Origin of the sequence: Spirosoma arboris, from assembly GCF_009754945.1 — a bacterium.
Classification (GTDB): domain Bacteria; phylum Bacteroidota; class Bacteroidia; order Cytophagales; family Spirosomataceae; genus Spirosoma; species Spirosoma arboris.
On sequence record NZ_WPIN01000019.1, the window covers coordinates 14,916 to 40,424 of the forward strand.

General features: G+C 45.6%; 22 protein-coding genes and 1 tRNA gene. 9 read left to right on the forward strand and 14 right to left on the reverse strand.

All coding sequences use genetic code 11. The features are described 5' to 3' along the window. Window positions 1–738 carry a hypothetical protein gene (locus GO755_RS32925; protein ID WP_157589700.1) on the forward strand — a complete coding sequence of 246 codons (738 nt, stop codon included), beginning with the start codon at window positions 1–3 and terminating at the stop codon, window positions 736–738. Window positions 739–750: 12 nt separating this feature from the next. After that, window positions 751–996 carry a hypothetical protein gene (locus GO755_RS32930; protein WP_157589701.1) on the forward strand — a complete coding sequence of 82 codons (246 nt, stop codon included), beginning with the start codon at window positions 751–753 and terminating at the stop codon, window positions 994–996. A 63-nt stretch (window positions 997–1,059) separates the two neighbouring features. On the opposite strand, the gene GO755_RS32935 is transcribed toward GO755_RS32930, so the two are convergent. Next, window positions 1,060–2,067 carry a DUF4062 domain-containing protein gene (locus GO755_RS32935; RefSeq protein ID WP_157589702.1) on the reverse strand — a complete coding sequence of 336 codons (1,008 nt, stop codon included), beginning with the start codon at window positions 2,065–2,067 and terminating at the stop codon, window positions 1,060–1,062. 222 nt (window positions 2,068–2,289) lie between these two features. Here GO755_RS32935 and GO755_RS32940 point away from each other — a divergent pair, with 222 nt between their 5' ends. Beyond that, window positions 2,290–3,291 (forward strand): DUF4062 domain-containing protein, encoded by a 1,002-nt coding sequence (locus GO755_RS32940; RefSeq protein ID WP_157589703.1) that lies wholly within the window; start codon window positions 2,290–2,292, stop codon window positions 3,289–3,291. An 85-nt stretch (window positions 3,292–3,376) separates the two neighbouring features. Here GO755_RS32940 and GO755_RS32945 read toward each other — a convergent pair whose 3' ends face one another. The 3 genes from GO755_RS32945 to GO755_RS32955 form a co-directional block, all read right to left on the reverse strand. Then, window positions 3,377–3,964, reverse strand: coding sequence for a PKD domain-containing protein (locus GO755_RS32945; protein WP_157589704.1), 588 nt, complete (start codon window positions 3,962–3,964; stop codon window positions 3,377–3,379). A 34-nt stretch (window positions 3,965–3,998) separates the two neighbouring features. Beyond that, on the reverse strand, window positions 3,999–4,898 hold the full coding sequence (locus tag GO755_RS32950) for a tyrosine-type recombinase/integrase (RefSeq protein WP_157589705.1): 900 nt from the start codon (window positions 4,896–4,898) through the stop codon (window positions 3,999–4,001). 102 nt (window positions 4,899–5,000) lie between these two features. Further along, window positions 5,001–5,074: transfer RNA gene (locus tag GO755_RS32955), tRNA-Ala, on the reverse strand. A 150-nt stretch (window positions 5,075–5,224) separates the two neighbouring features. On the opposite strand from GO755_RS32955, the gene GO755_RS32960 reads away from it, so the two are divergent. Beyond that, window positions 5,225–5,479: a GIY-YIG nuclease family protein gene (locus GO755_RS32960; protein ID WP_157589706.1), complete on the forward strand. Its 255-nt coding sequence runs from the start codon at window positions 5,225–5,227 to the stop codon at window positions 5,477–5,479. Window positions 5,480–5,580: 101 nt separating this feature from the next. Here GO755_RS32960 and GO755_RS32965 read toward each other — a convergent pair whose 3' ends face one another. The 3 genes from GO755_RS32965 to GO755_RS32975 form a co-directional block, all read right to left on the reverse strand. After that, window positions 5,581–6,210 carry a C40 family peptidase gene (locus GO755_RS32965; RefSeq protein WP_157589707.1) on the reverse strand — a complete coding sequence of 210 codons (630 nt, stop codon included), beginning with the start codon at window positions 6,208–6,210 and terminating at the stop codon, window positions 5,581–5,583. A gap of 67 nt (window positions 6,211–6,277) precedes the next feature. Beyond that, on the reverse strand, window positions 6,278–8,437 hold the full coding sequence (locus GO755_RS32970) for a Tex family protein (protein ID WP_157589708.1): 2,160 nt from the start codon (window positions 8,435–8,437) through the stop codon (window positions 6,278–6,280). Between the two features lie 199 nt (window positions 8,438–8,636). Next, window positions 8,637–8,828, reverse strand: coding sequence for a cold-shock protein (locus GO755_RS32975; RefSeq protein ID WP_018620078.1), 192 nt, complete (start codon window positions 8,826–8,828; stop codon window positions 8,637–8,639). Between the two features lie 301 nt (window positions 8,829–9,129). On the opposite strand from GO755_RS32975, the gene GO755_RS32980 reads away from it, so the two are divergent. Continuing rightward, window positions 9,130–9,921 carry a M23 family metallopeptidase gene (locus GO755_RS32980; protein ID WP_157589836.1) on the forward strand — a complete coding sequence of 264 codons (792 nt, stop codon included), beginning with the start codon at window positions 9,130–9,132 and terminating at the stop codon, window positions 9,919–9,921. Between the two features lie 5 nt (window positions 9,922–9,926). Here the strand turns inward: GO755_RS32980 and GO755_RS32985 are convergent, their stop codons facing one another. The 4 genes from GO755_RS32985 to GO755_RS33000 form a co-directional block, all read right to left on the reverse strand. Next, window positions 9,927–11,108 carry an acyltransferase family protein gene (locus GO755_RS32985; protein WP_157589709.1) on the reverse strand — a complete coding sequence of 394 codons (1,182 nt, stop codon included), beginning with the start codon at window positions 11,106–11,108 and terminating at the stop codon, window positions 9,927–9,929. Between the two features lie 106 nt (window positions 11,109–11,214). Beyond that, the gene (locus tag GO755_RS32990) at window positions 11,215–11,424 is read right to left on the reverse strand and encodes a hypothetical protein (RefSeq protein WP_157589710.1); all 210 of its coding nucleotides are present in this window, start codon (window positions 11,422–11,424) and stop codon (window positions 11,215–11,217) included. Window positions 11,425–11,496: 72 nt separating this feature from the next. Next, entirely contained in the window at window positions 11,497–12,966 is a 1,470-nt protein-coding gene (locus tag GO755_RS32995; RefSeq protein WP_157589711.1) for a CCA tRNA nucleotidyltransferase, read from the reverse strand. Beyond that, entirely contained in the window at window positions 12,963–13,532 is a 570-nt protein-coding gene (locus GO755_RS33000; protein WP_157589712.1) for an L-threonylcarbamoyladenylate synthase, read from the reverse strand. The genes GO755_RS32995 and GO755_RS33000 overlap by 4 nt, the downstream gene beginning before the upstream one ends. Before the next feature lie 171 nt (window positions 13,533–13,703). On the opposite strand from GO755_RS33000, the gene GO755_RS33005 reads away from it, so the two are divergent. Then, the gene (locus GO755_RS33005) at window positions 13,704–14,816 is read left to right on the forward strand and encodes an AI-2E family transporter (protein WP_157589713.1); all 1,113 of its coding nucleotides are present in this window, start codon (window positions 13,704–13,706) and stop codon (window positions 14,814–14,816) included. A 106-nt stretch (window positions 14,817–14,922) separates the two neighbouring features. Here the strand turns inward: GO755_RS33005 and GO755_RS33010 are convergent, their stop codons facing one another. Beyond that, a complete protein-coding gene (locus GO755_RS33010) occupies window positions 14,923–15,930 on the reverse strand; it encodes a nitrilase-related carbon-nitrogen hydrolase (RefSeq protein WP_157589714.1) in 1,008 nt (335 codons plus the stop codon). Window positions 15,931–16,151: 221 nt separating this feature from the next. Here GO755_RS33010 and bshB1 point away from each other — a divergent pair, with 221 nt between their 5' ends. After that, window positions 16,152–16,871, forward strand: coding sequence for a bacillithiol biosynthesis deacetylase BshB1 (gene bshB1 / locus GO755_RS33015; RefSeq protein WP_157589715.1), 720 nt, complete (start codon window positions 16,152–16,154; stop codon window positions 16,869–16,871). A gap of 68 nt (window positions 16,872–16,939) precedes the next feature. Here bshB1 and GO755_RS33020 read toward each other — a convergent pair whose 3' ends face one another. Next, window positions 16,940–20,158: a ligand-binding sensor domain-containing protein gene (locus tag GO755_RS33020; protein WP_227687182.1), complete on the reverse strand. Its 3,219-nt coding sequence runs from the start codon at window positions 20,156–20,158 to the stop codon at window positions 16,940–16,942. Between the two features lie 307 nt (window positions 20,159–20,465). On the opposite strand from GO755_RS33020, the gene GO755_RS33025 reads away from it, so the two are divergent. Continuing rightward, window positions 20,466–21,707 carry a histidine kinase gene (locus GO755_RS33025; protein WP_317166011.1) on the forward strand — a complete coding sequence of 414 codons (1,242 nt, stop codon included), beginning with the start codon at window positions 20,466–20,468 and terminating at the stop codon, window positions 21,705–21,707. Beyond that, the gene (locus GO755_RS33030) at window positions 21,704–22,444 is read left to right on the forward strand and encodes a LytR/AlgR family response regulator transcription factor (protein ID WP_157589716.1); all 741 of its coding nucleotides are present in this window, start codon (window positions 21,704–21,706) and stop codon (window positions 22,442–22,444) included. Before GO755_RS33025 ends, GO755_RS33030 begins: the two co-directional genes overlap by 4 nt. A gap of 525 nt (window positions 22,445–22,969) precedes the next feature. Here the strand turns inward: GO755_RS33030 and GO755_RS33035 are convergent. After that, a complete protein-coding gene (locus GO755_RS33035; protein ID WP_157589717.1) occupies window positions 22,970–25,450 on the reverse strand; it encodes a S9 family peptidase in 2,481 nt (826 codons plus the stop codon). Window positions 25,451–25,509 lie beyond the last annotated feature (59 nt).

The following is a 25,509-nucleotide window of genomic DNA, read 5'->3' on the forward strand; positions in this document are numbered from 1 at the left end:
ATGATAGCGGAACTGATTAAAGCCGGGTATTTCAGAGAGGTAACGACCGAAGGCCGCAACGAGTGGATTCTAAAAAGCCCGGTCAACGTCGTGATTAAAGCGGCTGTACTGGCCGACCTGAAAAAAGCTTACCCCTTACATGAGGAAACGGGCGGTATTCTATATGCCTTCCCGGTGAACGGTTCTTTAGTGGTCACCCACTTTACGGTGCTGCCTAATCAATTGGGTAGTCCAGAACGTAAAACGGCGTACAAGCCCTTAAATAGTGCGTTAGAAAGTAGCTATGCTGTAGCCCAGGGAGCCTTACCCATTCGGTTCCATTCGCACCCGGTAGAAATCTACGAAAACCCCTATGATCAACAGCCGCTTACGTTCTTTCAGAAAACCAGCTCCGCCGACCGTCACAACGCCTATATACCCCTAACCATTGACGGATACACGATTGTATTGCCCGATGGCCTGTTGTCTGCCAATGACCGTTCGGGTACGGATATACGCTTCTATTTGTACGGTGGATTAGTGGCACCCGACAGTCTTAAAGCTTTACTAACATCGGAAAAAGTGTACGTCTATTTTGCGCTGGCGGCTGTATTCTTCGCCTTTGTATTCGGTACCAAAAAGAGTGCGCTTAAAATTTTTGTAGTGTCAGCCGTTGCTAGCATCGCCGTATTCCTGATTGAAAAGCGGCCAACCACCGTCAAGAATGGTGACGGTGATTTAGTCATTGCAATCTCTTAAATCCTTATAGTTATGGTCACTCAGAATAGTATCACGCTGGGAGAACGTTTAACGGCTCCTACGCCCAAATTCTTTAAAACCCTTAGAACGGTGGTTCTTTCACTGGCTGGCGTAGCTACAGCGATTGTAACCGCGCCGGTTGCCTTACCTGCCATTATTACCACTGTAGCCGGGTATGTCATCGCAGCCGGAACGGTAGCCGGGGCCGTATCCTCTTTACCTGTTGACTTTGATAAGTTGGCAAAACAAAAGCAATAGTTGGTTAATTAGTTATTGGTTGTAACAAGCAAAACGCCCGACCATTGGCCGGGCGTTTTCTATTCATATATTATTATATAGTCTTACAAGCTCTTCAGCTAGGTTCACATTTCTATACAGCCTTAATTTCAACAAGAAAGAGTTAAAAGGCGACAAAAAATAAAATTTAATTTTAGGCTGATTCTCTGAAGAAGTAAATACATCAATGTACGACATCATTTTTAATGGCTGGATAATTATTTTTCTTACATAATCATTATTAGGCAATTCTATATCTGCATTAGGGTTTGATTCTTTAAGAAACCAAATATAATGTAATAAGCTATATTTGGAATCACCAAATGCTTGGGCAATAGAAATTAATAAATTTTCAAAATCATCGTTTTCGGCAATATTGTGTACCTTAAAACTACTAAACAAATCGTAACTTTCTTCAAAGGTAAGATCAAAAGCTTTCTTCTTATATGAAGGTATTTCATTTATTTTTTTCTTTAAATCCGTATTTTCTTTTGTTAATCTAACAATTTCTTCTGCTAATATAATACTATTTGTAGATTCATTACCGGGTATCCATCCTACGAGATCTTCCCTTCTACTAAATTCTGATATAGTTTCTAAAACTGATATTTTTATATCACGATAGTCTTCCCAAAATCTCACCATTTTAGAAGTTACCAATTTCCTAAATTCTTTCAAAAGATAAGGATTCTCTAACTCAATAAATGCTTTTCCTCTTTTTATTCTTTTTTCTTCTGCACTTTCTTTAATTGCCACCGCAAAAAAAGGTTTGCCAATTTCAATTGCATACTCATATTCTAATTGTGTATAACTCTTACCAGAGATAGGCTCAACGCTACCGTATCGACTACCTAGTATTAGTAAGTATACATCCGATTCATCTATCCAACGCTTTATTACCTGCATTTGAGATTCATCACCAGCAGTAAACAATTCCATCCCTGCCGGTATATGGCCAGCAGTTAGGATAGCTGATACAGCGGCTTGGCGTTCTTCTTGTAAGTCCGTGAATGTGGATGAAATAAAGACTTGAAGTTTCTTTTTGGAGGCCATATTGGGTAGTGGATATAGTCTAAAGTGAGCGTTTGGTATAAAATAACTGCTTCTTGTAAACCTACTGTTTCAGAGGGATAAAACAAAGCCCGACTAATGACCGGGCGTTTTCTTTAGCTAAGTGTCTTATTATTACAACTTTCTTTTCAAAATCGCTTCTCTTCAAAATTGGCAAAGATCTGTATATTTACGAGGTAGTGTCAATAATAATGTATCTTAAACATGGCTAAACCTAGAGTTTTCATTAGTTCAACACATTATGATCTTAGACATATTAGATATTCTTTAGACAATTTTATTGAGAGGCTTGGGTATGAGGCTATCCTATCTGAAAAAGGAGATATAGCCTACTCTTTTGATTTACCACTTGATGAATCCTGCTATCGTGAAATTGAAAATATTGATGTATTTGTAATTATTATTGGAGGGAGGTATGGCTCCGAAACAAGCAAAAGCCAAGGAAATTCTGAAAAATTATTTTATGATAGATATGAGAGTATTACGAAAAAGGAATATGAGGCAGCTGTAAAAAAGGACATACCTGTCTACATTCTTATTGAAACGAATGTATATGCAGAATATAAAACTTTTTTAAAAAATAGAAGCAATACAGCCATAAACTATGCACATGTAGACTCAATTAATATTTTCTATTTCCTAGAGGAAATTTTGGTTAAACCAAGAAATAATCCAATCCACAATTTTGATAAATTCGATGAAATTGAAAATTGGCTAAGAGAGCAATGGGCAGGTTTATTTAGAGAGCTTCTTAATAGAAAAACACAGCAGAACCAGATTAGGACATTGGCAGCTGAGGTTGCAGAATTGCAAGAAGTCAACAAAACATTAAAAACATATTTAGAGGCTGTATTAAAGTCAATTAAGCCAGAGTCAGAGGAATTGATTAAAGATGAAGACAAGAGGTTGAGTGATGTAACAAAAAAGAGAAATTTAGAGGAAAATGATTGGATTGATTTTTGTGTTAATGTGCTTAAATTAAACTTAGACACCGTTATTAATCTCATAGTAGATGCTAAAAGTTTTGATGATTATATTGCATCACTTCCCGACGCTCATATGCAAATCGTATCAAGAGACACTTTATCAAATGCTAAATCGGCGCGAGATGAGTTTAATAATGCAAGGGAATTATTAAAATTACCTAAATTCACTAAATTACCCACAGGCTTAAATAAACCTATAAAACACGGGAGTGCTCGCTGAAAATATAGAATAGCAGTTTCATACTCTTAATCAATACGAAAGCCCGACCATTGTTCGGGCTTTCGTATTGATTAAGAGTAAAGCTTTATTTCGTCAGTTGCGTACTACGGCATACGCCACGAACAATTGTAAGAGTCCCGCTCCAATTATAGGGAAATAAGCCTTGAGACTTCGCCGTAAACGGATAATTACCTGGCGGCAAAGTAACCGTTACTGAACCTTGTTCACCACAAGCCGGAGTTCCACTTGAGTAATATTTGTTAATCTTTCCTTGTAATACATTGTTTACATAAACGCTTATATCTCCCTTATCTCCAATGTTTGTGTAAAAGATAAAATCGCCCGTAGTGGCCAATCCGTAAATATCAATATTCTGTATTTTAGTGTCCTCTCCAACATCATTTTTGGCCGTTAGAGAAATGACTTTACGTCCGTTTTCTGTGTAATGAGCAGTTACGTTAGTGGTAGTTACAGCGTTATTGTCGGATGTTAACCACTGAAATCTATCGGCATTTTTAGATGTGTTAGTAAATTGTATAACCTGTTCTAATGGGGATGAACTAATTATCTGGTAAGTAAAATCAGCCGTAGGCCGGGGTTGTACATCCTTATGGCACGCTACCGCGCAAAGGGATAGGGTTGCAAGGGAAAGGGATAGAGTTCTAAGCTTCATTATATGTAGTGATTAAAAAGTAAACTGGTTACAATTATACGAACTTGTCGTAAATCTCACTTGACATATATGCACTTAACTTACGAACGTATATTTCTAAGGTTCTAAAATCTCTAAATCCGTTCTGAAATTGCAATTCACGCTCATTGATTCCTAATGTAATAGCTCGAATATTACCCGTATGTTTCCAGCCATATAGTGTGTATTTCCCTTCTATTTTCAGTTCTTTTAAAATCTGCCGGTGTCTGTGATAATACATATTCCGTCCACAAGGAACGGTACCAGGGCAACCATTCGCGCCAAAAATATAGTATTGCAAAGGCAAGTTTTTTACGCCTAAATACTCGATCAGTTGCTCAACAGGCTTTGCAATCGTGGGGGTTTTAGTGCGTCGCGTTTTGGAGTTTTCAGGACGTATAAGCAGTGTTTTAGGCTTAATGTCTCCTACTTTCATCAATCGAACTTCTCGACCGGGCCGCGCAAAAGTGTAATGAATCATATAGATATATAGTAGTAACCAATAGTCTTTCTTCTGTAAAATATTGCCTATTATCAGTGCCGTTTGCTCTTCGTTAAAGGGTTCATGCATTTCACTGTCCTGCTTTGGTACGAGTTCGACGTTTGCGGCTGGACTAACCTTAAAACGCTCCCAACCGGGTTTCGTGAATTGATAGAAGAAACCCTTCATTTGCCCTATCTCTTTGTTTCTGGTTGTCGGGTGTTTATGGAGTTTAAGTATATACCGTTTATAATCCTCACATAGTTTAGGGGTTGTTTTACGAGTCTGTAAATCAGTTAGTTTACGGGTCTTTAAGAACTTCGCAAATTTGTCTCCGAATAACCGATACACTTTGTAGCTATCCTCTCTCAGTGTGGATTCTTTATACTCTAAATACTCTTTTAAGTCACTTGTCAAGGTGGGGGGAATTATCATTTTTGTGTAGTTACGGAAAACTTTTGAATCTTGGAATAGTATAAACGAACAATGCCGCTACGGTTTCCCGTAGCGGCATTGCCTTGTAATAGTACCAAACTGTGGAGAATATCGGAGTCGAACCGATGACCTCTTCCATGCCATGGAAGCGCTCTAGCCAGCTGAGCTAATCCCCCATTTTGTGGGTGCAAAGATGAGCAAAAAATCAATGTAGCCCAAACCCAAACTCAATTTTTTTGAGCCACAAAACATACTTTCCCGTATACACAGGTAAAGTTTGTTTTGTATTACCATTTGTGTAGCTTTGACAATAGTCCAATAATCATATGCATACCGTTTATATTATTTACAGTCCCACCCTAGACCAATATTTCATTGGGCAAACCAAAGATCTCAGAATAACCTTGTGGCAACACAATGCTAAAACAAATCCAGCCACAGCTGAAGGTAAACCTTGGGAAGTTAAATTCACTCAGCAATTTGCTACTCGAAATGAAGCACTGAGTCTGGAAATGAAATTAAAGAAAAAGGATCGTGCTCACTGGGAAGAGCTGATCAACAGCGCTCAACCAACTGTCTGACAACCCACTTACTCATAAAAAAATCGCCCACAAGGCGATTTTTCGTTTTTAAGCTCTTTTGTCTGTCATTTCGGCCTTAGGGGAAGTGACAGACAAAAAAGTTAAAACGGTCGTAATGCTTTTACAAAACGGCCTTTGAAGTAGTCAGTATATAGGTTATCCTCTCGAACACCCCGCGATGATGATGCGTGAATGAACCGAATGTTTTGTGCCCCATTTACCTCGGTCACAATACCCGTGTGCGACACATAGCCTGCCTGCCCTTTGTCGGGTACGAAGAAAATTAAATCGCCCGGTAAAATTTCATTGACTTCTACCTCATGCCCAACTTCCGACTGCTGCCACGAAATCCGGGGCATTTTCAGGCCCACGGTGTTAAAAACAGCATATACTAACCCTGAACAGTCGATTCCATCTGTAGTGTTGCCGCCCGAGCGATAGGGCGTACCCGTATACGTACGAGCAATCTTGACCACTTCCGGCACATAACGGTCTTCGTAGGTACGTACATCAACTACTTTCCCAGCCGGTTTCGCTGGCACAGAAGGTGGACGAGCAGGTGTTTTGCCCGTTGAGGTTCTACGGGCAACCGGCTTTGATGAAGACGGGCGACGACTGACAGATGGGCCGGAGGAACGAAGGGCCTCGCAGGCCGTAAGCGTTGAGAGTAGGCAGGCACTCAGCAGTACGGGAGATATCATTTCCCCGAGCCAGCGTAAGCGTAGTTGCATACAGGATGGGATTAGGTTAGTAAGTGCCTTTATGTAACGTAAAAGCACATAGGAACAATGCAACCTATTAAAATTTCATGGATAAAGCAATACGCTTTCGAGTCTTGTCGACTTCCATGACCTTAACTTTTACTTTCTGGTACACCTTAACAACCGTTTTCGGGTCAGAAACAAAGTGATTGGCCAACTGCGAAACGTGAACCAGCCCATCCTGCTTAACACCAATATCGACAAAGGCCCCAAAGGCAGTAATGTTAGTAACGACACCATTCAGAACCATGCCTTCGTGCAAATCATCAACGGAACGAACGCGAGCGTCGTATTCAAACACTGAAAGTTGTTCACGGGGATCGCGACCAGGTTTGGCAAGTTCAGCCACAATATCGCGCAGGGTGGGTAAGCCAACGTCTTTCGTCACATAGCGTTCGGGCTTGATTTGTTGGCGCAACTCGGGTCGGCGAATGAGATCGGAAACGGTACTGCCAGCGTCAACAGCCATGTGCTCAACAACAGCATATCGCTCAGGGTGCACGGCACTGTTGTCCAATGGATTTTTAGCCCCTTCGATTCGTAAAAATCCGGCACACTGCTCAAATGCTTTCGGACCAAGTCTTGGTATTTTTTTGAGTTGATCGCGAGAAGTAAAAGCCCCATTCTCAGCTCTATAGGCTACAATATTTCCCGCCAGTTGTGGTCCTAGGCCCGATACATACCGCAACAGATAAGCGCTGGCGGTATTGAGCGACACGCCTACCTGATTCACGCAACTTTCGACTACGGTATCTAAACTGGTTTTTAAGTCGGTCTGATCGACATCGTGCTGATATTGTCCAACCCCAATCGATTTAGGATCAATCTTCACTAGTTCGGCTAGGGGGTCCATGAGTCGGCGACCAATGCTGACAGCTCCCCGCACAGTAACGTCACGATCAGGAAACTCATCACGGGCAACTTCCGAGGCCGAATAAATGGATGCTCCCTGCTCACTAACCATGAAAATTGGCAAGGCTTCACCTGATGTAGTAGTTAAATTCAAACTCTGTACAAATTCCTCCGTTTCGCGCCCGGCGGTACCGTTCCCGATGGCAATGGCGCCGATCTTATACTGGCTAACCAGTTTCTGAACGGTTTGAGCCGCCTGTTGCCGCTGTCCTTCCGACTGAGCCAGATACAAAACCGTATCTGTTAGTAAATTCCCCTGTGCATCAAGGCAAACAGTTTTGCAACCTGTTCGGTAGCCGGGGTCAATAGCCAGGACACGTTGTTGGCCCAATGGTGGACTTAGTAGCAGTTGGCGTAGATTATCAGCAAAAATCCGGATTGCTTCGGCATCTGCCTTTTCTTTAGATAAATTAGAGAACTCCGTTTCGAGCGAAGGTTTGAGCAGGCGCTTGTAGCCATCACGAATAGCCAGCGAAACCTGCTCCTTGCAAGCCGATGTACCAGAACGGTCGGCAACAAACTGCCGTTCAAGCCGTTCGATAGCGGCTTCTTCATCAGGACCAATACTAACGTTCAGAAATCCTTCCGTTTCTCCTCTGCGCAGGGCCAGCAATCGGTGCGAGGGTACGCGCCGAAGCGGTTCGGCAAAATCGAAGTAGTCTTTAAATTTTATACCCTCAACTTCTTTCCCTTTTTTGACTGTCGAGCGAATAATGGCTTCTCGTTCGAACAGATTACGAATACGCTGGCGAGCATCGGCATCTTCGCTTATGCGCTCAGCCAGAATATCGCGAGCTCCTTGCAAGGCATCGGCCACCGTCGGAACAGCATCGGATAAGTAGCGCTGGGCAGTTCGTTCAATGTTTAGCTCACGCTGGGCAACAATCACATTAGCAAGCGGCTCCAGGCCGCGTTCAATGGCCATGATCGCCCGGGTCTTTCGTTTCTGCTTGTAGGGCAGATAAAGGTCTTCGAGATCAATGAGTGAATCTGTTGCTTCAATCTTTCGGCGAAGCTCAGGTGTGAGTTTTCCCTGCTCGTCAATGGATTTAAGAATAGCCTCCCGTCGTTTATCTAACTCAAGTAATTTTTGGTAAGTGTCCTTGATCTGGCTGATTTGTACTTCGTCGAGCGGAACTCCCTCTGCCGATGCAGTTGCTTCTTTTCGATAACGGGCAATAAACGGAACGGTAGCTCCGCCGTTGAGTAATTCGATGGTGGCGGCTACCGATCGGGCATTAAGGCCGAGTCGAACTGCCACACGTTGTTCAGGTGATTGATTCATACATACTTGTCACATATAATCAGGAATCGTCAGGCTTGGTCAGGTATTGCTTTTGACAACACTTGACCAAGCCTGACGATTCCTGACTACACTTGACCATTTGTTTAAGGCCACAAAAATGGCACTACGAACCGATAGGGCAAAAAAAAACATGCCATCTGGCATGTTTTTTACAACGGTTTGTCTTTATATCTTACAATTAAGCTATTTCGACGTTAACGGCGTTTAGGCCTTTCTTACCGCGTTCGACATTGAATTTAACTTTGTCGTTTTCACGGATTTGGTCGATGAGACCGGAAGCGTGTACAAAAATGTCTTCGCCACCTTCATCGGGTTTAATGAAGCCAAACCCTTTGGTTTCATTAAAGAATTTTACAGTTCCTGTTTGCATTGTATTGTTTTAAATTTGGGCGAATAACGACACAATAAAACTCATATCCAAATGTATTTGAGTTTTTTCCCCTATGAATCAAAAATATTTTTCAAAAATCCAGATAACTTGGCTAAAGCCCTCATCCGGTGACTTTAAGCAACAAATCTAGTTCTCTTATTGTCCAGTTTCCTTTCTTTCCGTGGTCATTGTCCATGAGACTATCACTAGTCATCATTTGATAGAACTGTCGCGCTACTTTGTGTATTTTTGGCCACTTAATCGAAAAATCAGCGTAGTGGAGATTGACGTAACTTCGTTCATGCGAGTAGTGGGTATTGTGGGAGCATTATTAATAGGCGGGCTGAATGCAGCTTCGTCGCAGGTCGTTAGCAACAATTCCGACGAACCGACTCTGTATACCTATTGCCAGCAATTCCAAACTTTGTATACCCAGATTCGGGAACAGTCTGTCACACCCGACTCGGCCCGCCTACAGTTTAGTAGCATTATGAACAGTTTGCAGGCTCGATTTCGGAGCATGGAGAGTTATCAGCAAGACTCTCTCCAGCGCGACAGTTTACGCCGAACGGGTCAATACTTTTCGTTCCCAATCCGTGGCTATTCAACCAGTGCCATTGGCGGTACTCATGGTGAAGGCTACAAGGGAACAGGGTTTGATTTGTTCGATTATAACGTTCGGGGGAGTCATCCTGCACAGGATATTTTCATTACTGACCGGAATCAGGACAACATCGACGACCGAACGAGTAAACCCGTTGATATATTAGCCATGAGCCAGGGCCTGGTATTAGCTATCGAAACCGATTGGAAACCGGGTTCCGAATATAGAGGGGGCAATTGGATCTGGGTATATGACCCTATACTCCACGGATTATTTTATTACGCTCACAACAGTGAAGTGGATGTATCGCCGGGCCAGTGGGTACATGCCGGAGAAAAACTCGCCGAAATGGGAAGATCAGGCTTCAATGCTTATAAAAGTCGCTCGCCAACGCATCTGCACTTGATGTATCTACAAATCCAACCCGATGGCCTACCTCAACCGATAAACACCTATGAGTGGTTGCTAACAGCAAGGCCGTCTAAATAAGCCAACTACAAAGCCTGCGCCACGAATGAATTTCTTCTGGCCAGTTGGCTAAGTAGCCAGCTCACACTTAGTGAGCCTAAAAATACAATAAGGAATTTGACTATAGCTGGTAACTCGACTGCTAACAGGGCAAATTGAAGCCATGTTACAAACGGGTAATGCACAATGTAAATCCCGTAGGCATTTCCCGATAAACTCGCCCACCCTTCAGACGGTTGGATCATCTTCTGTCTAAAAAACGACAAACAGGCACCGATACTTGCCAGACAACTAGCCACAAAAGCTACATCATATAAAAAGAAACCCATCGTAGAGCTAAGTCTACCTTGCCTGACCCAATCTTCTCCAAGGCCTGAAATCAAGACGACCGATAGGTAAGCAATTAAGCTTAACAAGACCCAGAATAACCAGTTTCTATTGAAAAAATTGTCGCCTTTGAACAGATATCCTTGCCAATCGGTACTCCCCAGGCAGCCCCCTAGTAAAAAGAAGAATAGGTAAAAGAGAAGTCGGTTGAGTTGAAAATCCAATGGTCCCCAATTCCCTATCCAGGTATATTGCCCTACCCATAAGCTTAGAGGAATGAGCGAAATAGCGGTTAAACTGTAGATCACTCCACCAAAAAGAACAGGCTGTTTGCTCAATTTAGTCAGTTTGTTTCCTACCAACTCAAAAAAGGAAGGGCTTAGTTTGACGATCAGCACAGCGACGCCATCAAATGCCAACAGGAGCCAAATAAACCAGGGTGGTCCTACAGGCCATTGCTGCTTACCGATATAATCCTCAATAAAGGCAATGGCATTGGTCGAATGCGTAGCCACGTAAAAGGAAGGTACATAAGCCAGCGGAATAACCAGCAATTCAGCAACCAGAAACGGAATACCCAGGCGCATGAATCGGTCAGTCAGGTAGCCTTTTGCGCCTTTTTTTCGCAGTCCTCGATAGGTAAATAGCCCACTGATTAAGAACATCAGGGGCATAAAGAATAAATCATTGAAGCCAATAAATCGATCCATTCCCACCCAACGACCATCATCTACAATAGGCGCAGTCGAATAAATGTAGTGGGCAGGATCAAAATAGGCGAAGGTTGGATAGGCCAGTGCAGCATGGTGAGCCACGACCAACAGGGTAACAAACGAACGCAAATAATCAAGCCAAACCGCCCGAGTGTTACCCGTTTCCATAAGCTTCAACAGAAGGAGTTATCAGTAGAAGGATTAGAAAAAGAGCAATACGTTGCATGAATCGACAAGTCAATAACCCCGTTTGTTCAGCTACGTTAGTCCATCACTATGATTCGCGAACCAGATTGACGCCCGTGACCAGGAAAATCATGCCTACAATAAATGGAGCGGCTGCTTCTGCCTTCGATATACTCATCCCCAGTACGGGTTTTCCATCAGATAGAAAAGCGATTAACGCAAACAAAACGACAACTACACCCAGAATGGTGAGCGATGCGCCAAAGAAGCGCCGAAAATTAGTATTGTTATTATCCATGAGGGAAATTGATATATGATGTATGCTATAGTATGTATGATTGCCTGGGGTTCATACATATTATAGCATACATCATACTTTTTTAGTTAATCCGCGTTTGCGGCCTTCTTCAAGTAAAAATGGGTAAGCGGTATCGAACGAATTAGGGATAATTCCATCTAAAATTGCTTCTCGCAACACTGTTTTTAGGTCACCTACTTCTTTCGATGGGGTTAAACCAAATGTTTCCATAATCAACTCGCCTGTGATAACCGGCTGAAAATTACGCAGTTTATCGCGTTCTTCAAGATCATGAAGCTTCTGCTCAACCCGGTCGAAATTACGCAGATGTTTCTGCACTCGCTCGTAATTTTTCGATGTGATATCCGCCCGACAAAGCGCCATGAGCCCTTCTAAGTCATCGCCCGCATCGAACAGCAACCGGCGCAGAGCGGAGTCGGTGATTTGTTCTTTAGTGAGCGCAATGGGTCGTAGGTGCAGTCGCACGAGTTTTTGCACAAAACGCATGTGTTCGTTGAGCGGTAGCTTCATCGTCCGAAAAATACCCGGTACCCAACGGGCACCCAGGTCTTCGTGCCCGTGAAATGTCCAGCCTACTTTAGGATCGAAGCGTTTGGTGGCTGGTTTAGCAATATCGTGCAGCAATGCCGCCCAGCGAAGCCAGAGTTCATTTTCCGGATCAATAATCTCATGCGTTGATTTGGCCCGATTAGCAACATTATCGAGCACTTGCAAAGTATGGTAAAAATTATCCTTGTGCCCCTTGCCCTCAATAGTTTCAACGCCTTTCAGGGCAATCAGTTCAGGGAAAATTCGCTCTAATAAGCCCGCGTGATAGAGCAGTTTAAACCCATAGGATGGCGTTGGCGACAGAATGATTTTGTTTAATTCGTCGGTTACACGCTCCCGAGAAACGATAGTAATCCGATCGCTCATCCGAATAATCGCGTCGAACGTATCCGGTTCAATGTCGAAACTCAACTGCGAAGCAAACCGAATGGCACGCATCATGCGCAGCGGATCATCGGAGAAGGTAATATCGGGATTGAGTGGCGTCCGGATTAGTTTACGCTTAATGTCTTTCAACCCATCAAACGGATCAAGCAATTCACCGAAATCCGCAACCGACCCGCCCTGACGGGACAGGCTGATACCCATGGCGTTAATTGTAAAATCCCGTCGATTCTGATCGTCTTCTAGCGTACCATCTTCCACAATTGGTTTGCGCGATTCACTTCGATACGACTCTTTTCGCGCGCCTACAAATTCAACTTCCCACGCATCTTCATCCTGCCCGGTTTTGAGCATTGCGGTACCAAAATTCGGAAATACCGACACGTTTGTTCGTAATGCTTTTCCTACGGCTTCGGCTAGTTCAATACCACTCCCGATGCACACGATGTCAATATCTTTCGATGGACGACCCAGAACCAGGTCCCGCACGAAGCCCCCAATGACATAGGCACGTAGACCAAGCGCATCAGCTTCGCGGGCAATGGTGTCAAAAACTGGGTTTTTATGTAAGGTTTCGCTAAAATTCATTTTCTAATAAAACTAACCTCTCCATTTACTTTCAACCGCATGATGCGCGGCCGTTTAGGCATTCCGGGGAGGGTTCCGAATCGTATTGTAGCAAGCGCTTCGGCAGCGGGTGGTAGCAGTAGTGATTCAAATGGAATGGTGAGTAGACCACGACCAAAGCTACCAATCAGGCGTTGTACATCGGCGCTCAACACGCGCCGAACGGCTATTTGTTCTTTTGCCTGGACACCCTCGCTCGCTACGGTCGATTCTGCCAAAGTCTGCCAGAATACAGTCGACAGGTTTTTGCCTTGATCGTAAACAACCGTTAGCGGGTTTTCGGCAAACTCGACCAGGTCATAAGCTACGTCGGGCACTTTAGTGACATAGAGCCCTAGTTGATCGCTATTGTGAATAAGCACCGTTGGTTCTAGCTCCTTAGGCATTGTGCCTAGTAACGTCAATAATTGACCAACGGCTGCATCATTGACAGGATCGGCTGCAACCGACCAACCCGTTTCGTCGGCAATGGCGATCAATTGTCCCTGTCGCAGTTGGTAAGCGATATCGCGAATAGATAGAGTCATAAACTAACTAAACCGCAAAAATACGGCAAGTTTGGCGAAAGACGACAGGTATCGTAAAGATGACCCGAAACGAGCCCGGCGAACAAAACAGGGAATGGAATGTTGAGTCTCTGTTTAATTGACCTCTCTAAGTAAATTCACTTATTTCAATTTGTACTCGATACCAATTCTATGCTTGCTGAATCGCGCCCGCATTACCACCAATTTTCTCATACTCTCCTCGCTCTGGCTATTCTGACAGCCGCCATTTATTTAGGGCAGGATATTCTGGTGCCGCTCGCGATGGCAGGGCTGATTGCCGTTTTACTTCGACCTATCGAAAACCGCCTAACCCGTTGGGGCATCCACAAAGTCATTGCCATTAGTCTGGCTCTCTTACTAGCCATCGTTGTGGTATCAGGCGTAACAATCCTCATATCGATGCAGCTATCAGACTTTGCGGATGATCTGCCAAAGATTCGCCAGAACCTGAATGATTTTTTCCGCGACGCAAAGCGATGGGTTCGGCGCGAGTATAATGTCAGCTATCGGCAGCAGGATAAGTATCTGCAAAAAGCGCAGGCCCAAACACTCGATAGCTTGCAAAGCAGTGATACGCTTGGCTTTATTACTGGTCCACTGGGCACCCTGACCCTGATTCCTATTTACGTCTTTCTATTGTTGTATTATCGGTCTATGCTGCTCCATTTTGTTATCGTACTTTTCCCGGAGAAGCATACTGAGCGCGTGCGTGAAGTGCTGGGCGAAGTTAAATCCGTGATTCAGAGTTATATGGTCGGGCTCCTCATTGAAACCTCCTGCGTAGCAGCACTTAACTCAATTGGCTTACTGATACTAAATGTCCAATACGCTATTTTACTGGGCATTATGGCCGCCATTCTAAATCTCATTCCCTACATTGGCGGTCTGGTCGCTACATTACTAACCGTGCTCGTCACCTTCAGTAACAATCCGGAAGTATCGGTCATTTTAGGCGTTGTCGGCATTTTTCTACTTGTACAGTTCATCGACAACAACGTATTCGTTCCGCTCATTGTGGCATCTAAAGTTCGGGTAAATGCCCTTGTCTCCATCGTTGGTGTACTAATTGGCGGTGCTTTAGCGGGTGTATCCGGCATGTTTCTATCTATCCCCGCCATTGCTATTATGAAAGTAATTTTTGATCGGGTAGACAGTTTACGTCCCTGGGGCATTCTGCTCGGCGACCAAACTCCGGAAGATAGCGGCAGCAATCTATTTCGATTACCCAGACGCAAGCGGAAGCCGAAAGTGATTGAAGAATGAAATATTGTTTCAAGTTTAAGGTTCCAGGTTTCAAGTTGGCTGACGCATAATTAGTTGCATTCGCGTCAGCCAACTTGAGACCTGGAACCTTAAACTTGAAACCTCTTTAACTATAAAGCTTCTTAATCACTTCCTGCTGGGTTCGCATAAAATGTTGCCGCTCGGCGGGTTGGCCTAATAAGGTATCAGGTGGATAGATACGGTGTTTAGCATAGCTTTCTGCGTATAGCTCGAACCGTTGGCGAGCCAGCAGATTGCCCATAGCCGGTCTTTGCCGGAACTCCCGTAGGGCAGCCAGATCAATATCGGCATTGGCAACAATGCTTTCGCCATAAGCAGCTTCAGCGAGTACGATCCCTTTCGGATCAATGATTTTAGAGCCGCCATCGGTCGTTCCTCCCGGAATCAGGCTACCCGACAATCCACCCGAGTTGGCCGACACGACATAGGCCATATTCTCCGTGGCCCTGGCTAGTTTTGCTACGTTTTTCTGAGTCATCAGCGGACTACCAGCCTCCGACGTTGAGTGAATTAATACCTCTGCGCCACGCATGGACAAGCAACGGGCAACTTCGGGATAAAGGATTTCCTCTGACGCAATACAGGCCAGATTACCAATGTTAGTTTTAATTACCGGAAATAGAGAATCATAGCCGTAAGCGTCTAAATACAATTCCCAAACATCGTGGGGTGTAGGAATGAACATAGCATTCAGGCGTCGATAGCGTAGCAGCACGTCACCGTTTGGCCCCATGATAAAGCTGGTCTGGAAGTAAAGTTCCGGGAAGAAAGGGTCCTGCTCATACACATTACCCGAGAAATAAATCTGTTGCCGTTGCACCATAGCACTAATGGCTTCATAAATAGGGCCATCAATCTCCAAAGCCGCCTTTTCTCGCCATTGCTCTACTGTCTCGTTAACGGGTGGCCCGGTCAGGAAATGTTCGGGTGCCACAATGAGTAAGGTCTCACGCCCAAGCAGGCCAACCGATGCGGCAATCTGTTGTTCAATACGCTCAATTGTTCTGAGCATTACGGCTTCGGCTTCATCGCGAGTTGGATACGCATTAACGGTTTGGCAGGTTAACTGGAGGGCCAGGGCTTTGTAAGACATAGGTTAAGTTACTTCAGGTGATTAGTCGTTGGGTTGGCAAAATAAGGTGTTTCCGCGAAAAAATCGCCAACAGCGCGTTTTAGGGCAATTTTAGGTTCGTTTTACCCCCTTACAGGATCAGCATTTGGGCATATCAGGAACAATTTATCAGTCTGGATGATTAACTGATTGTCGGTCTATAAATCCATGCCTGGCACTAATCACTACACGAACAAAACCACATGACTGTTGACGTACTAGCCATTGCGGCCCATCCTGATGATATTGAAATGACCTGTGCCGGTACCGTTCTCTCGCTGGTTGCTCAAGGCAAAACGGTGGCGGGTGTAGACCTGACCCGTGGCGAATTGGGAACACGGGGAACACCCGAAATCCGGGCTCAGGAAGCTGCCGAAGGGTCCCGAATTATGAAATTATCAGCCCGAGAAAATATGGGTTTCCGGGATGGTTTCTTTCGAAATGATGAAGAACATCAGTTGGCTCTGATTCCTATCATTCGGCACTACCGACCAACAATTATACTCACGAACACCCCCGATGACCGCCATCCCGATCACGGTCGTGCAGCAGAACTGGTGAATGATGCCTGCTTTTATGCCGGTTTACGGCAAATTAAAACGGTTGGCAAAGATGGCCAGCCACAGGAAGCTCATCGGCCTATCTATGTCTATAATTTCATTCAGGATCGCTGGCTAAAACCCGATTTTATCGTGGATATAACGCCCTACTGGGAGCAAAAATTGGCCGCGATCAAAGCCTATAAAAGTCAGTTTTTCAACCCCGACAGTCCTGAGCCACAAAGTTACATTTCGGGCGAACCGTTCATGAAGTTTCTGGAATCCCGCACCCGCGAGCATGGCCACATGATTGGTGCCGAATTTGGCGAAGGGTTCATCAGCAGACGTATGCTGGGCGTTAAAGACTTGACTGCGTTGGTGTAAAAGCTTCAATACATTTTTGCGGGTTGGTTTGTTACTATGCTCAGCGTAGTATTTACTACATCGGAGCGTTATCCGTTCTCTGACCGGACACTGATAAACGGCAGTTGAATCACCACCTTTGTTCCGGTGGCTTGTTGTTGATCGTCATGTTTGTCGATGATGGTTACGCCAGCGGCCTGACCGCTACGCTGCCCAATTAGCTGAAGCCGATCTTCGGTCACGCGCAAGCCCACACTTTGGTGCGTAGATGACTGTTTTTTAAGCGACTGTGTCCACGCACGGCCTACACCGTCATCGTCGACAGTGCAGTCTAAATGATCGGACTGGCGTTCGATGAGTAGCTGAATGTGGCCTTTGGTCTGTTTATGCGCTAACCCATGCAGGATAGCATTTTCGATATACGGCTGAATAATCATGGGTGGGATAGCCGTTTTCTCGAGCGATAGCGACGGGTCAGCAGTTACTGAAAAATCGAACTTGTGGTCAAAGCGTAGCTGCTCCAGTTCCAGGTAGAGTGTCAGTTGTTCCAGTTCACTGGCCAGGCTTACCCATTCCTGGCGCGAATTATCCAGAATAAGTCGCATCAGCCGAGCAAACTTAACGAGGTATTTATCGGCATTATCGCTGTCGTTTTGCAGGATAAACAGCCGAATAGCATTCAGTGAGTTATACAGAAAATGCGGATTCATTTGCGAACGCAACGCTTTCATCTCCGACGCTGCAATACGCTCGCGGAGTTCGCTTTTTTCGCGCTGCTCCCTGGTCCGCTGTTGCTCTCGCCAACGCACAACAAAGCCCGTTAGTGTTAGCAATGTAATTAGCGCGATTACGCGAAACCACGCTGTCTTCCAGAAAGGAGCTAGGATAGTGATGGGTAAACGATAGCCTGCCCGGTTCCAGACGCCATCGTTGTTGGCCGCTATGACGTGCAGAACATAGTCGCCGGGAGGAACGTTTGTATAACTGGCAAACGAGCGATTACCCTCCTGATTCCAATCCTCATCGAAGTTTTCGAGCTTATAGGCATACTGGTTATCGGCAGGATTGTCGAAACTCAGGGCCGCCATCTCGAACGTAAACATATTCTGGTTCGACTGAAGCTCTAAGCCAGATGGAGTCACCGACGGGTTTTGCACCATTTCCTGTCCATTTGCCCGAAGTGAAATTAAGTAAACGGGTGGCACGAACCGGTTTTGTCGAATCGCATTCGGCTGCATATATACCAGGCTGTGCGTACCTCCGAAGTAAATTCGCCCAGTTGAATCCTGAATAGCGGAACCTGATTCAAACTCCGATGGAGCCGTACCATCCGTTTCGTTAAAGGGCTTAATCTGGAATCGACGCACATCCATGCTGGCCAGTCCATGGCTGGTGCTCAGCCATAGTGTATCGCCCACCAGTATAAGTGCCGAAATATCATCAAAAGGCAATCCCTGTCGGGTAGTAAATACCTGAGATTTCCCCGTCTTCTGGTTCAGGCAGGCCAGACCGTTATCTGTCCCGAGCCACATTCGTCCAAATCGATCTTCGGCAAAAGCAGTCACGCCCTCGTCAGGTAAACTCTGTGGATCGTCGCTATGTGTATAGGTAGCCAGTAAACGTAAATCCGGACTGATTTTATAGACAGGCCCCAGTCCTCCAACCCATAAATTCTGGTGCCGATCAAAGAATAAGGTATTGTAATTTTTCCCCGGTAATTTCTCAATCCGTGGGTCGTTGAACTGGTGGCTAAATCGGCCCGTTTTAGGATCGTAGATTGTCAGTTTCTCATTTGTGCCAATAAACAGCCGGCCATCCGGCGCTTCGGCAAGCCCAAATACCTGGTTGCCTGCAATATTTTTATCCAGGTTCGCAATAGACCCATTTACTGATTTAACCGGGGGAGTGAGGCTTAGTATATGTTCTACTTGCCCGGTAGCGGGATGCAAGCGATCTAACCCTATACTGGTACCAACCCACACTTGCCCACGTTGATCGGCCAATATAGAATAAACATAGTTGTTGATTAAGCTATTGGCATTTTTCGGATCATGATGATATTGCCGATATACTTTAGACTTGAGATTGATCTGGACTATACCATCTCGAGTAGCAACCCATAACGAGTTAGTTGTTCGGTCTACGGATAAAGCGGCTGCGTCGAAACCAAGGGTATTAATGGGTTTGTACCCTACTTCATCGAAAAGAGAATGAAATTTGTCTACGGTTGGATTAAACCAGCACACACCTGCATCGTTCGTCAGTACCCAAATTACCCCCGACCGATCTTCCTTAAGCGCGCTAATTGAATTAGAAATCAGGCTTCGCGCATTGTTTTCATTGTTAAGATAGCGTAAGAATTGATTGGTCTGCGCATCGTAGTGATGAAGACCTGCCCCGCTAACGCCAACCCATAAATCGCCAGTGTGAGTGAACAATATTGCCGAAACGGGTTGGTCGATTCCTAATCGGGCAATTATCCGAAATACCCCTGTCTCCGGAGTAAGACCAGTAAGGTAACCCTGATTGGTTCCTACCAGAATCTCGCCCGTTTGTGGGTTACGAGCCAGCGACGTTATATGATCGTCGGGTAAAGAGGTAGCTGTTGCCGCTTCGTGTTGAAAATAGCGCACCCGTTTCGTAGACAAATCATACGCATATAGCCCTATCTGAGTACCAATCCAAAGTGTCTGCCCATTAAGCAGCATTCGACGAATGTTCTTCGCATCCGTATCCGGGCCGTATGGGAGAGTTAGTAATGATGCCTCACCAGTAACCGGGTTCAGGTGTATGACTCCCTCTTTAGTACCCAGCCACAGTCGTCCATCCTGGCTTTCGGTTATGGCACGAATAAAATTACAACCTGCCCCCAAATGCGTAAACGAGTACCGCTGGAACGATTGAGTTGCTGGTTCAAATCGATTTAGACCTTCCTGTGTACCTACCCATAAGGTTCCATCGCGGGCAGTAAAAACATAGCGGGCAATTCGGTGTGACAACGACCGGGGGTTGTCTGGCTGATAAGTAAGATTCAAACAGCGCAGCCCATCAAACCGGGTTACTCCTTTCACCGTCGCAATCCAGATGAAACCAGGGGCATCCTGAGTAATGGACATTGTGTAATTAGCCTTCAGACCCTGCTGTAGTGAAAGTCGTTGAAACGCCAGAGCAGGTGCCTGTCCACGCCCTTGTGTCCAACAAAAAAGCAGTATAACCAGTAAAAGCTGAGTCCGTCTCTCACGAAACCAGCTTTGTCGATTATACACACCAGCTTTTGTCCGACTATCACTATTATAGCTACGCATCATACTCGTTCAGATACCCTCAACTGGTTCAGTCGGTCTACGGAGCGAATATAGATGATTCAGAGGCAGTCTTCATAAATTGGTAACGTATTGTATTCTCGATCAATCAATTTCTGCAATTCTCTTTCCAAAAGCGTCCAACCAAAGATTGGCTGTCTACTACTAATTGCGAGTACGAGCTTTTAGGGCATTTGCAAGAAAGTGAGAACTAACAACCAGTTATTTGTCCAAATCCACTTGTTGTTAGTTCTCATTATTTTACACAAAAAAATATGCATTCTTTTGTCAATTAATTATTCTCTATGAGCTTGTGGCAAATGATAAACGAATCGCATCCCGACCAACCTCCCAGCAATCCTTAAAAAATGAACTGGAAGTAGAACGGATTATTAATTTTTTTGCCATGTCGCTTCTGGAGCAAACAACGGTAGAAGAAGTATTATGGGATGTAGCCAAGAATTGTATTGCCCGTCTGCATTTTGTGGATTGTGTCATATATCGTCTTGATGAAGATCGTAAAGTGTTGGTACAGAAAGCCGCCCACGGTCCGAAAAGTCCATCCGAATACGTTATTCATGAGCCAATTGAAATACCATTAGGACGTGGCATTGTGGGCGAAGTAGCCCTGACTGGCCAACCCGAACGGATTGGGAACACCGCCCTGGATAAGCGCTACATTGCCGACGATGCCGTTCGCTATTCTGAGATTACGGTACCCATCTGGCTTAACGGACGGGTATGGGGTGTACTTGATGCTGAGCATCCAAAACGGAATTTTTTCCGCCCACATCATCTAACCGTATTGACCAAAGTAGCCGCCTTATGCGCTCAGAAACTCCGTCGGGTTGAAACGGAATTGGCTTATCAGCAGGCCCGGCAACAATTGTCAGACAATAACCGACGAATTGCTGAAGCTAAACTGATGGCTCTCCGAATGCAGATGAATCCACATTTTGTATTCAACAGCCTGAATGCCATTAATAAGTTTGTCCTGCAAAACGATAGCGAACAAGCCTCGCTTTACCTGACCAAATTTGCCCGGCTAGTACGACAGGTGCTGGCCAATACCCAAACAGACTGGGTATCTCTGCACGATGAGTTAGCAGCCTTACAGAGTTATATAGAACTGGAACAGCTGCGTTCGGACGACCATTTCGATGTAACTGTACGCATAGATCCAAAGTTGAATGCCGATTCGGTTCAGGTACCACCGCTGCTGATTCAGCCTTATGTAGAAAACGCTATTCGGCATGGACTGCTAGCGCAAAAAAATCGCCGGTCAATGCTAAAAATTGACTGTAATCGAATTGGAAATCGCCTGGCTATTGCCATTACCGACAACGGTATCGGGCGGGAGGCAGCGATTAGTAGCCGACCTCAAAACCTCAATGCCCACCAGTTTCATGGTAGCCGAATTGCCGAAGAACGGGTGGTTTTAGTGAATGACCTATACGATGTTGATGCCCGGATTGATTGCCAGGACTTAATTGGGCTGAACGGACAACCTGATGGAACTTGCATAACGTTTACCATGAACTTAAAACCGCAATGACTGCACTACTGATTGACGATGAAAAGCACTGCCGCGATGTGTTAAGTCTGCTCCTGAAGCGGTACTGCCCTACCGTCCAGATACTGGCGACCTGCGCCAGTGGCGCCGAAGGCCAAACAGCGATTGAAACCTTACATCCAGACCTTATTTTTCTGGATATTGAAATGCCTGGTATGAGCGGTTTCGATATGCTGGAAGCCTGCCGCTATAATAAGTTCCGGGTGGTTTTCACAACGGCCTTTAACGAATATGCCATCAAAGCTATACGGCACAACGCCCTGGATTATATCCTGAAACCGGTTGACAAAGATGAACTGATCCGGGCGGTTGATAAAGCGGAGCAGGAATTAGCCAGTCAGGCCCCAGCCCGCATCGACCAGTTTCTGGACTATCTGCAAAACCAGCGCGCTGGTGACCGGATTGCCCTGCCCACTATGGAAGGATTACAGATCATTCATAGCGAAGAAATCTACTATTGTGAATCAGATGGTGGCTATACGCGATTTGCCTTGAAAAGCGGGCAGATCATCCTGATTTCCAAGACACTGAAAGAAGTGGAAGAGGTCTTAGAAAGCAAGGGGTTTTGTCGGGTCCATCACAGCTACCTCATCAATCTTCGTTATGTACAACGCTACATTCGGGGCGATGGTGGAGAAGTTGTCATGGCAAATAACAAGGCGTTGCCTGTTTCCCGGAACAAGAAACAGGAGTTCCTCAGTCTGCTGGAGAAAATATGATGCGTTTCGTTAAAGCCGCTCTACGTGTTTTAGTAGTCAAACTTTATTCTAAATTGCATCGTTATCAACCGAAAGCGCGAAACTACAACTCATCATACTCAAAGAGACTGAGCTATGAAAACAATCAAACATAGTATCCCTTCCTCCGCGAAGGAGAGCCCGGTCGTCAAGAAAATTCTTGCTGACAAGAAGGCATTAAGGGAGCATTGGGCGAACGTAAAAAACGTGACGAGTGTCAGTGAAAAGAAGCCAGACCACCTACAATCCGTATAGCTGCAAACGAGAAGACACGCCTACGGGCACAAACTTTTTCTTTACTACTGATTGGGGAGTGCGCTATGTGGCGCACTTTTCTAGTTATGGGTACCTGTTCGGAGCACATCAGATCGGCGATCGTGAATGGCCATGTAACTATTTAATTCAATGCCCTGTCTTCCAGTACAATAAAAAAAGCCATCAAGCTATACGGGATAGCTGATGGCTATTGAAGTAGTCAGGTTGTAGAGGAGGTAAGTGTAAAGACGCTTATTTTCCGCTACCCAACTTACCGGCTTTGTTTGGTTGCCCGGCAGCCGTTGGGTTTTTCACGTACTTATCTAACCAGCCGTTCATTTCCCACAGCATGTGTAGTAGTGATTCTTTGGCTGTGTAGCCGTGGCTCTCGTATGGCAAGAATACCAGTCGGGTTGTGGCACCAAAGCCTTTGAGGGCATTGTAATAGCGCTCCGACTGGATTGGGAATGTACCCGTATTATTGTCGGCTTCACCGTGTACTAACAGCAGGGGCGTTTTCATCTTGTCGGCATTCATGAACGGCGACATGTTGTTATACACTTCAGGTGCCTGCCAGTAGCTACGTTGTTCGTTCTGAAATCCAAAAGGCGTTAATGTACGATTGTAAGCACCGCTACGGGCAATACCGCCTTTAAACAACTTACTGTGTGTGAGCAGGTTCGCGGTCATGAACGCCCCATACGAATGACCGCCTACGCCTACACGGCTCGAATCGACCACGCCTAACCGAACACCTTCGTCAACGGCAGCTTTGGCGCTCGATACGAGTTGCTCAACATAGGTATCGTTTGGCTCTTTATCGCCTTCACCCACAATGGGGATGCTGGCGTTGTCCAGAATAGCGTAGCCCATCGTTACGAAAGCCGCACCACCCCAATAGCTAATTCGGTTGAATTGGTAAGGCGAACCGGACACTTGGCTGGCCGCTTCTTTGCTTTTGAACTCGGCCGGATACGCCCACAAAAACGTTGGCAGCGGCCCTTGTTCTTTCTTATAACCAACAGGCAAATAAAGCGTAGCAGTCAATTCAACACCATCAGCCCGCTTGTAGCGAAGTTGTTGTTTTTGTACGCCTTTCAGTTGTGGGTAAGGGTGCGGGAAGAACGTTGCCTGAACAGGAGCAATCTTAGCTTTCAGGTTCCGAACGAAATAGTTAGGGTTTTCGTCGGGCGTTTCGCGAGTGGTCAGAATTACCTGCTTGGTCGCGTCCAGAACAGCAACAGGACGCTCGAAATACGGAGCTGCCGACCGCCAAAGCTCTTTAGTCTGCTTTGTTTTCAGACTCAACAAGCTCACAAAAGGCCGGTCACCCTCTGGCGATGAACCCACCGCGTTAAGCATTAGAATATCACCCGTTGGCAACAAATTCAATACTTCGCGACCATATTGGTTATGCTTCATATCGGGTTGACCAGGATTCGTATACCGATCTTCGTATGAGCGATCAAATAAAACCGATGTTTGCCAGGTAGTTGGGTTAACGATTTTGGTGATCGTTTTACGGTTCTGCCACCAACGTTCGGTCGCCAGCGCTGTCGTCTCATTGCCCCAATCGAAATTCTCGAAACGGAACTGAGCCGCATAAATTTCTTTCGGCTGAGCCGAGAATGGTGCTTCAAGCTGGAAAACTTTGTCCCGAACATCGGCCTTCACTTTGGGGTCGCCATTATCCTGAGCAACGGTGTAGTACACTGTTGCCGGAGCATCAGCCCGCCAGCTAAAATCGCGGGGGCCGGTAGGAACACCGTCACGGCTGTAGGGTACGGCCTCCTGCAAGGGACCATCGTTCAAGGTTTTTACCAGCGAACCAGCGATGGCATAAACTTCCGTTTTAAGCGGAAATCGGTTTACAGGAACCAGGTACGAAAACGGTGTATGAACCGTCTCGATCATCACATACTTACCATCTGGCGATGGGTCTGACGAGAGAATAATACCGGGCTGACCAATGCTGGTGACGGTTCCATCTAAACCCAATCGCACAACCTGCGCGGTGGTATAATACGCAAACTGCTTTTCGTCGGACGGATTCTTTAGCAAATCCTGGTACGTTGGTGCCTGACCACGCGAACCTTTTACGTTTTCCTGTGTAGTTGGCCCGGCTGGAACCCGACTAATCTCGGGCGCTGGTCCACGACCCGCCGGAATTGTTTTTACAATCAGGCTTTTGCTATCAGATACCCAACGATATGGTACGCCCAGGGTTGCATTAATGGCAATTGAGCCAACTTTTTGGGCTGCTGCCGTAGCTACATCGGCGATATACAAGTCGATCCGGCTGTCGGTCGAATTCGCAAACGCAATCTTTGTTCCATCGGGCGACCATTGAACGAAACTAAGCAGGGGCGTAGCAGGAAGGCCCGTTATTGCTTTTTCGTCTTTGTCGGTCAGTTTTTTAAGTTTCAGACCAGTGATGTAGCGCGCCCGACTGGGGCCGTTGTTTGCTGGATTCAACCGCAAGCCAGCCAGTTTAAATTCAGGTTGAGCCAGTTCGTCGATGCTGGGCGCACCCGCCTGTTCCAGAAATAACATCATATCCCCTTTGTCCGACATACTCACGTTCGGAGTGGGTGGCATCGTTACTAAATCGGCTAACGCTTTGGGGGGCGTTTGATAGACCGGTGCATCCTGAGCCTGCCCGCTAAGCGAGAGTGCAATCCAGGAAATAAACAAAAGCCATCGGCTTTTTCTAGTCGTTAGGTTGTGAAGCATAAAGTAGAGGATGTTTCAGGTTATTGGGTAATAAAGATAAGTCGAAAACAAATGGCCTA

Coding starts and splice junctions, on each gene's coding strand:
- GO755_RS32930 (WP_157589701.1), top strand. CDS start 751: ATGGTCACTCAGAATAGTATCACGCTGGGAGAACGTTTAACGGCTCCT.
- GO755_RS32970 (WP_157589708.1), bottom strand. CDS start 8,437: ATGAATCAATCACCTGAACAACGTGTGGCAGTTCGACTCGGCCTTAAT.
- bshB1 (WP_157589715.1), top strand. CDS start 16,152: ATGACTGTTGACGTACTAGCCATTGCGGCCCATCCTGATGATATTGAA.
- GO755_RS33035 (WP_157589717.1), bottom strand. CDS start 25,450: ATGCTTCACAACCTAACGACTAGAAAAAGCCGATGGCTTTTGTTTATT.
- GO755_RS32945 (WP_157589704.1), bottom strand. CDS start 3,964: ATGAAGCTTAGAACTCTATCCCTTTCCCTTGCAACCCTATCCCTTTGC.
- GO755_RS32935 (WP_157589702.1), bottom strand. CDS start 2,067: ATGGCCTCCAAAAAGAAACTTCAAGTCTTTATTTCATCCACATTCACG.
- GO755_RS32950 (WP_157589705.1), bottom strand. CDS start 4,898: ATGATAATTCCCCCCACCTTGACAAGTGACTTAAAAGAGTATTTAGAG.
- GO755_RS32990 (WP_157589710.1), bottom strand. CDS start 11,424: ATGGATAATAACAATACTAATTTTCGGCGCTTCTTTGGCGCATCGCTC.
- GO755_RS32925 (WP_157589700.1), top strand. CDS start 1: ATGATAGCGGAACTGATTAAAGCCGGGTATTTCAGAGAGGTAACGACC.
- GO755_RS32975 (WP_018620078.1), bottom strand. CDS start 8,828: ATGCAAACAGGAACTGTAAAATTCTTTAATGAAACCAAAGGGTTTGGC.
- GO755_RS33010 (WP_157589714.1), bottom strand. CDS start 15,930: ATGTCTTACAAAGCCCTGGCCCTCCAGTTAACCTGCCAAACCGTTAAT.
- GO755_RS33000 (WP_157589712.1), bottom strand. CDS start 13,532: ATGACTCTATCTATTCGCGATATCGCTTACCAACTGCGACAGGGACAA.
- GO755_RS32985 (WP_157589709.1), bottom strand. CDS start 11,108: ATGGAAACGGGTAACACTCGGGCGGTTTGGCTTGATTATTTGCGTTCG.
- GO755_RS33005 (WP_157589713.1), top strand. CDS start 13,704: ATGCTTGCTGAATCGCGCCCGCATTACCACCAATTTTCTCATACTCTC.
- GO755_RS32980 (WP_157589836.1), top strand. CDS start 9,130: ATGCGAGTAGTGGGTATTGTGGGAGCATTATTAATAGGCGGGCTGAAT.
- GO755_RS32960 (WP_157589706.1), top strand. CDS start 5,225: ATGCATACCGTTTATATTATTTACAGTCCCACCCTAGACCAATATTTC.
- GO755_RS33020 (WP_227687182.1), bottom strand. CDS start 20,158: ATGATGCGTAGCTATAATAGTGATAGTCGGACAAAAGCTGGTGTGTAT.
- GO755_RS33030 (WP_157589716.1), top strand. CDS start 21,704: ATGACTGCACTACTGATTGACGATGAAAAGCACTGCCGCGATGTGTTA.
- GO755_RS32995 (WP_157589711.1), bottom strand. CDS start 12,966: ATGAATTTTAGCGAAACCTTACATAAAAACCCAGTTTTTGACACCATT.
- GO755_RS32940 (WP_157589703.1), top strand. CDS start 2,290: ATGGCTAAACCTAGAGTTTTCATTAGTTCAACACATTATGATCTTAGA.
- GO755_RS32965 (WP_157589707.1), bottom strand. CDS start 6,210: ATGCAACTACGCTTACGCTGGCTCGGGGAAATGATATCTCCCGTACTG.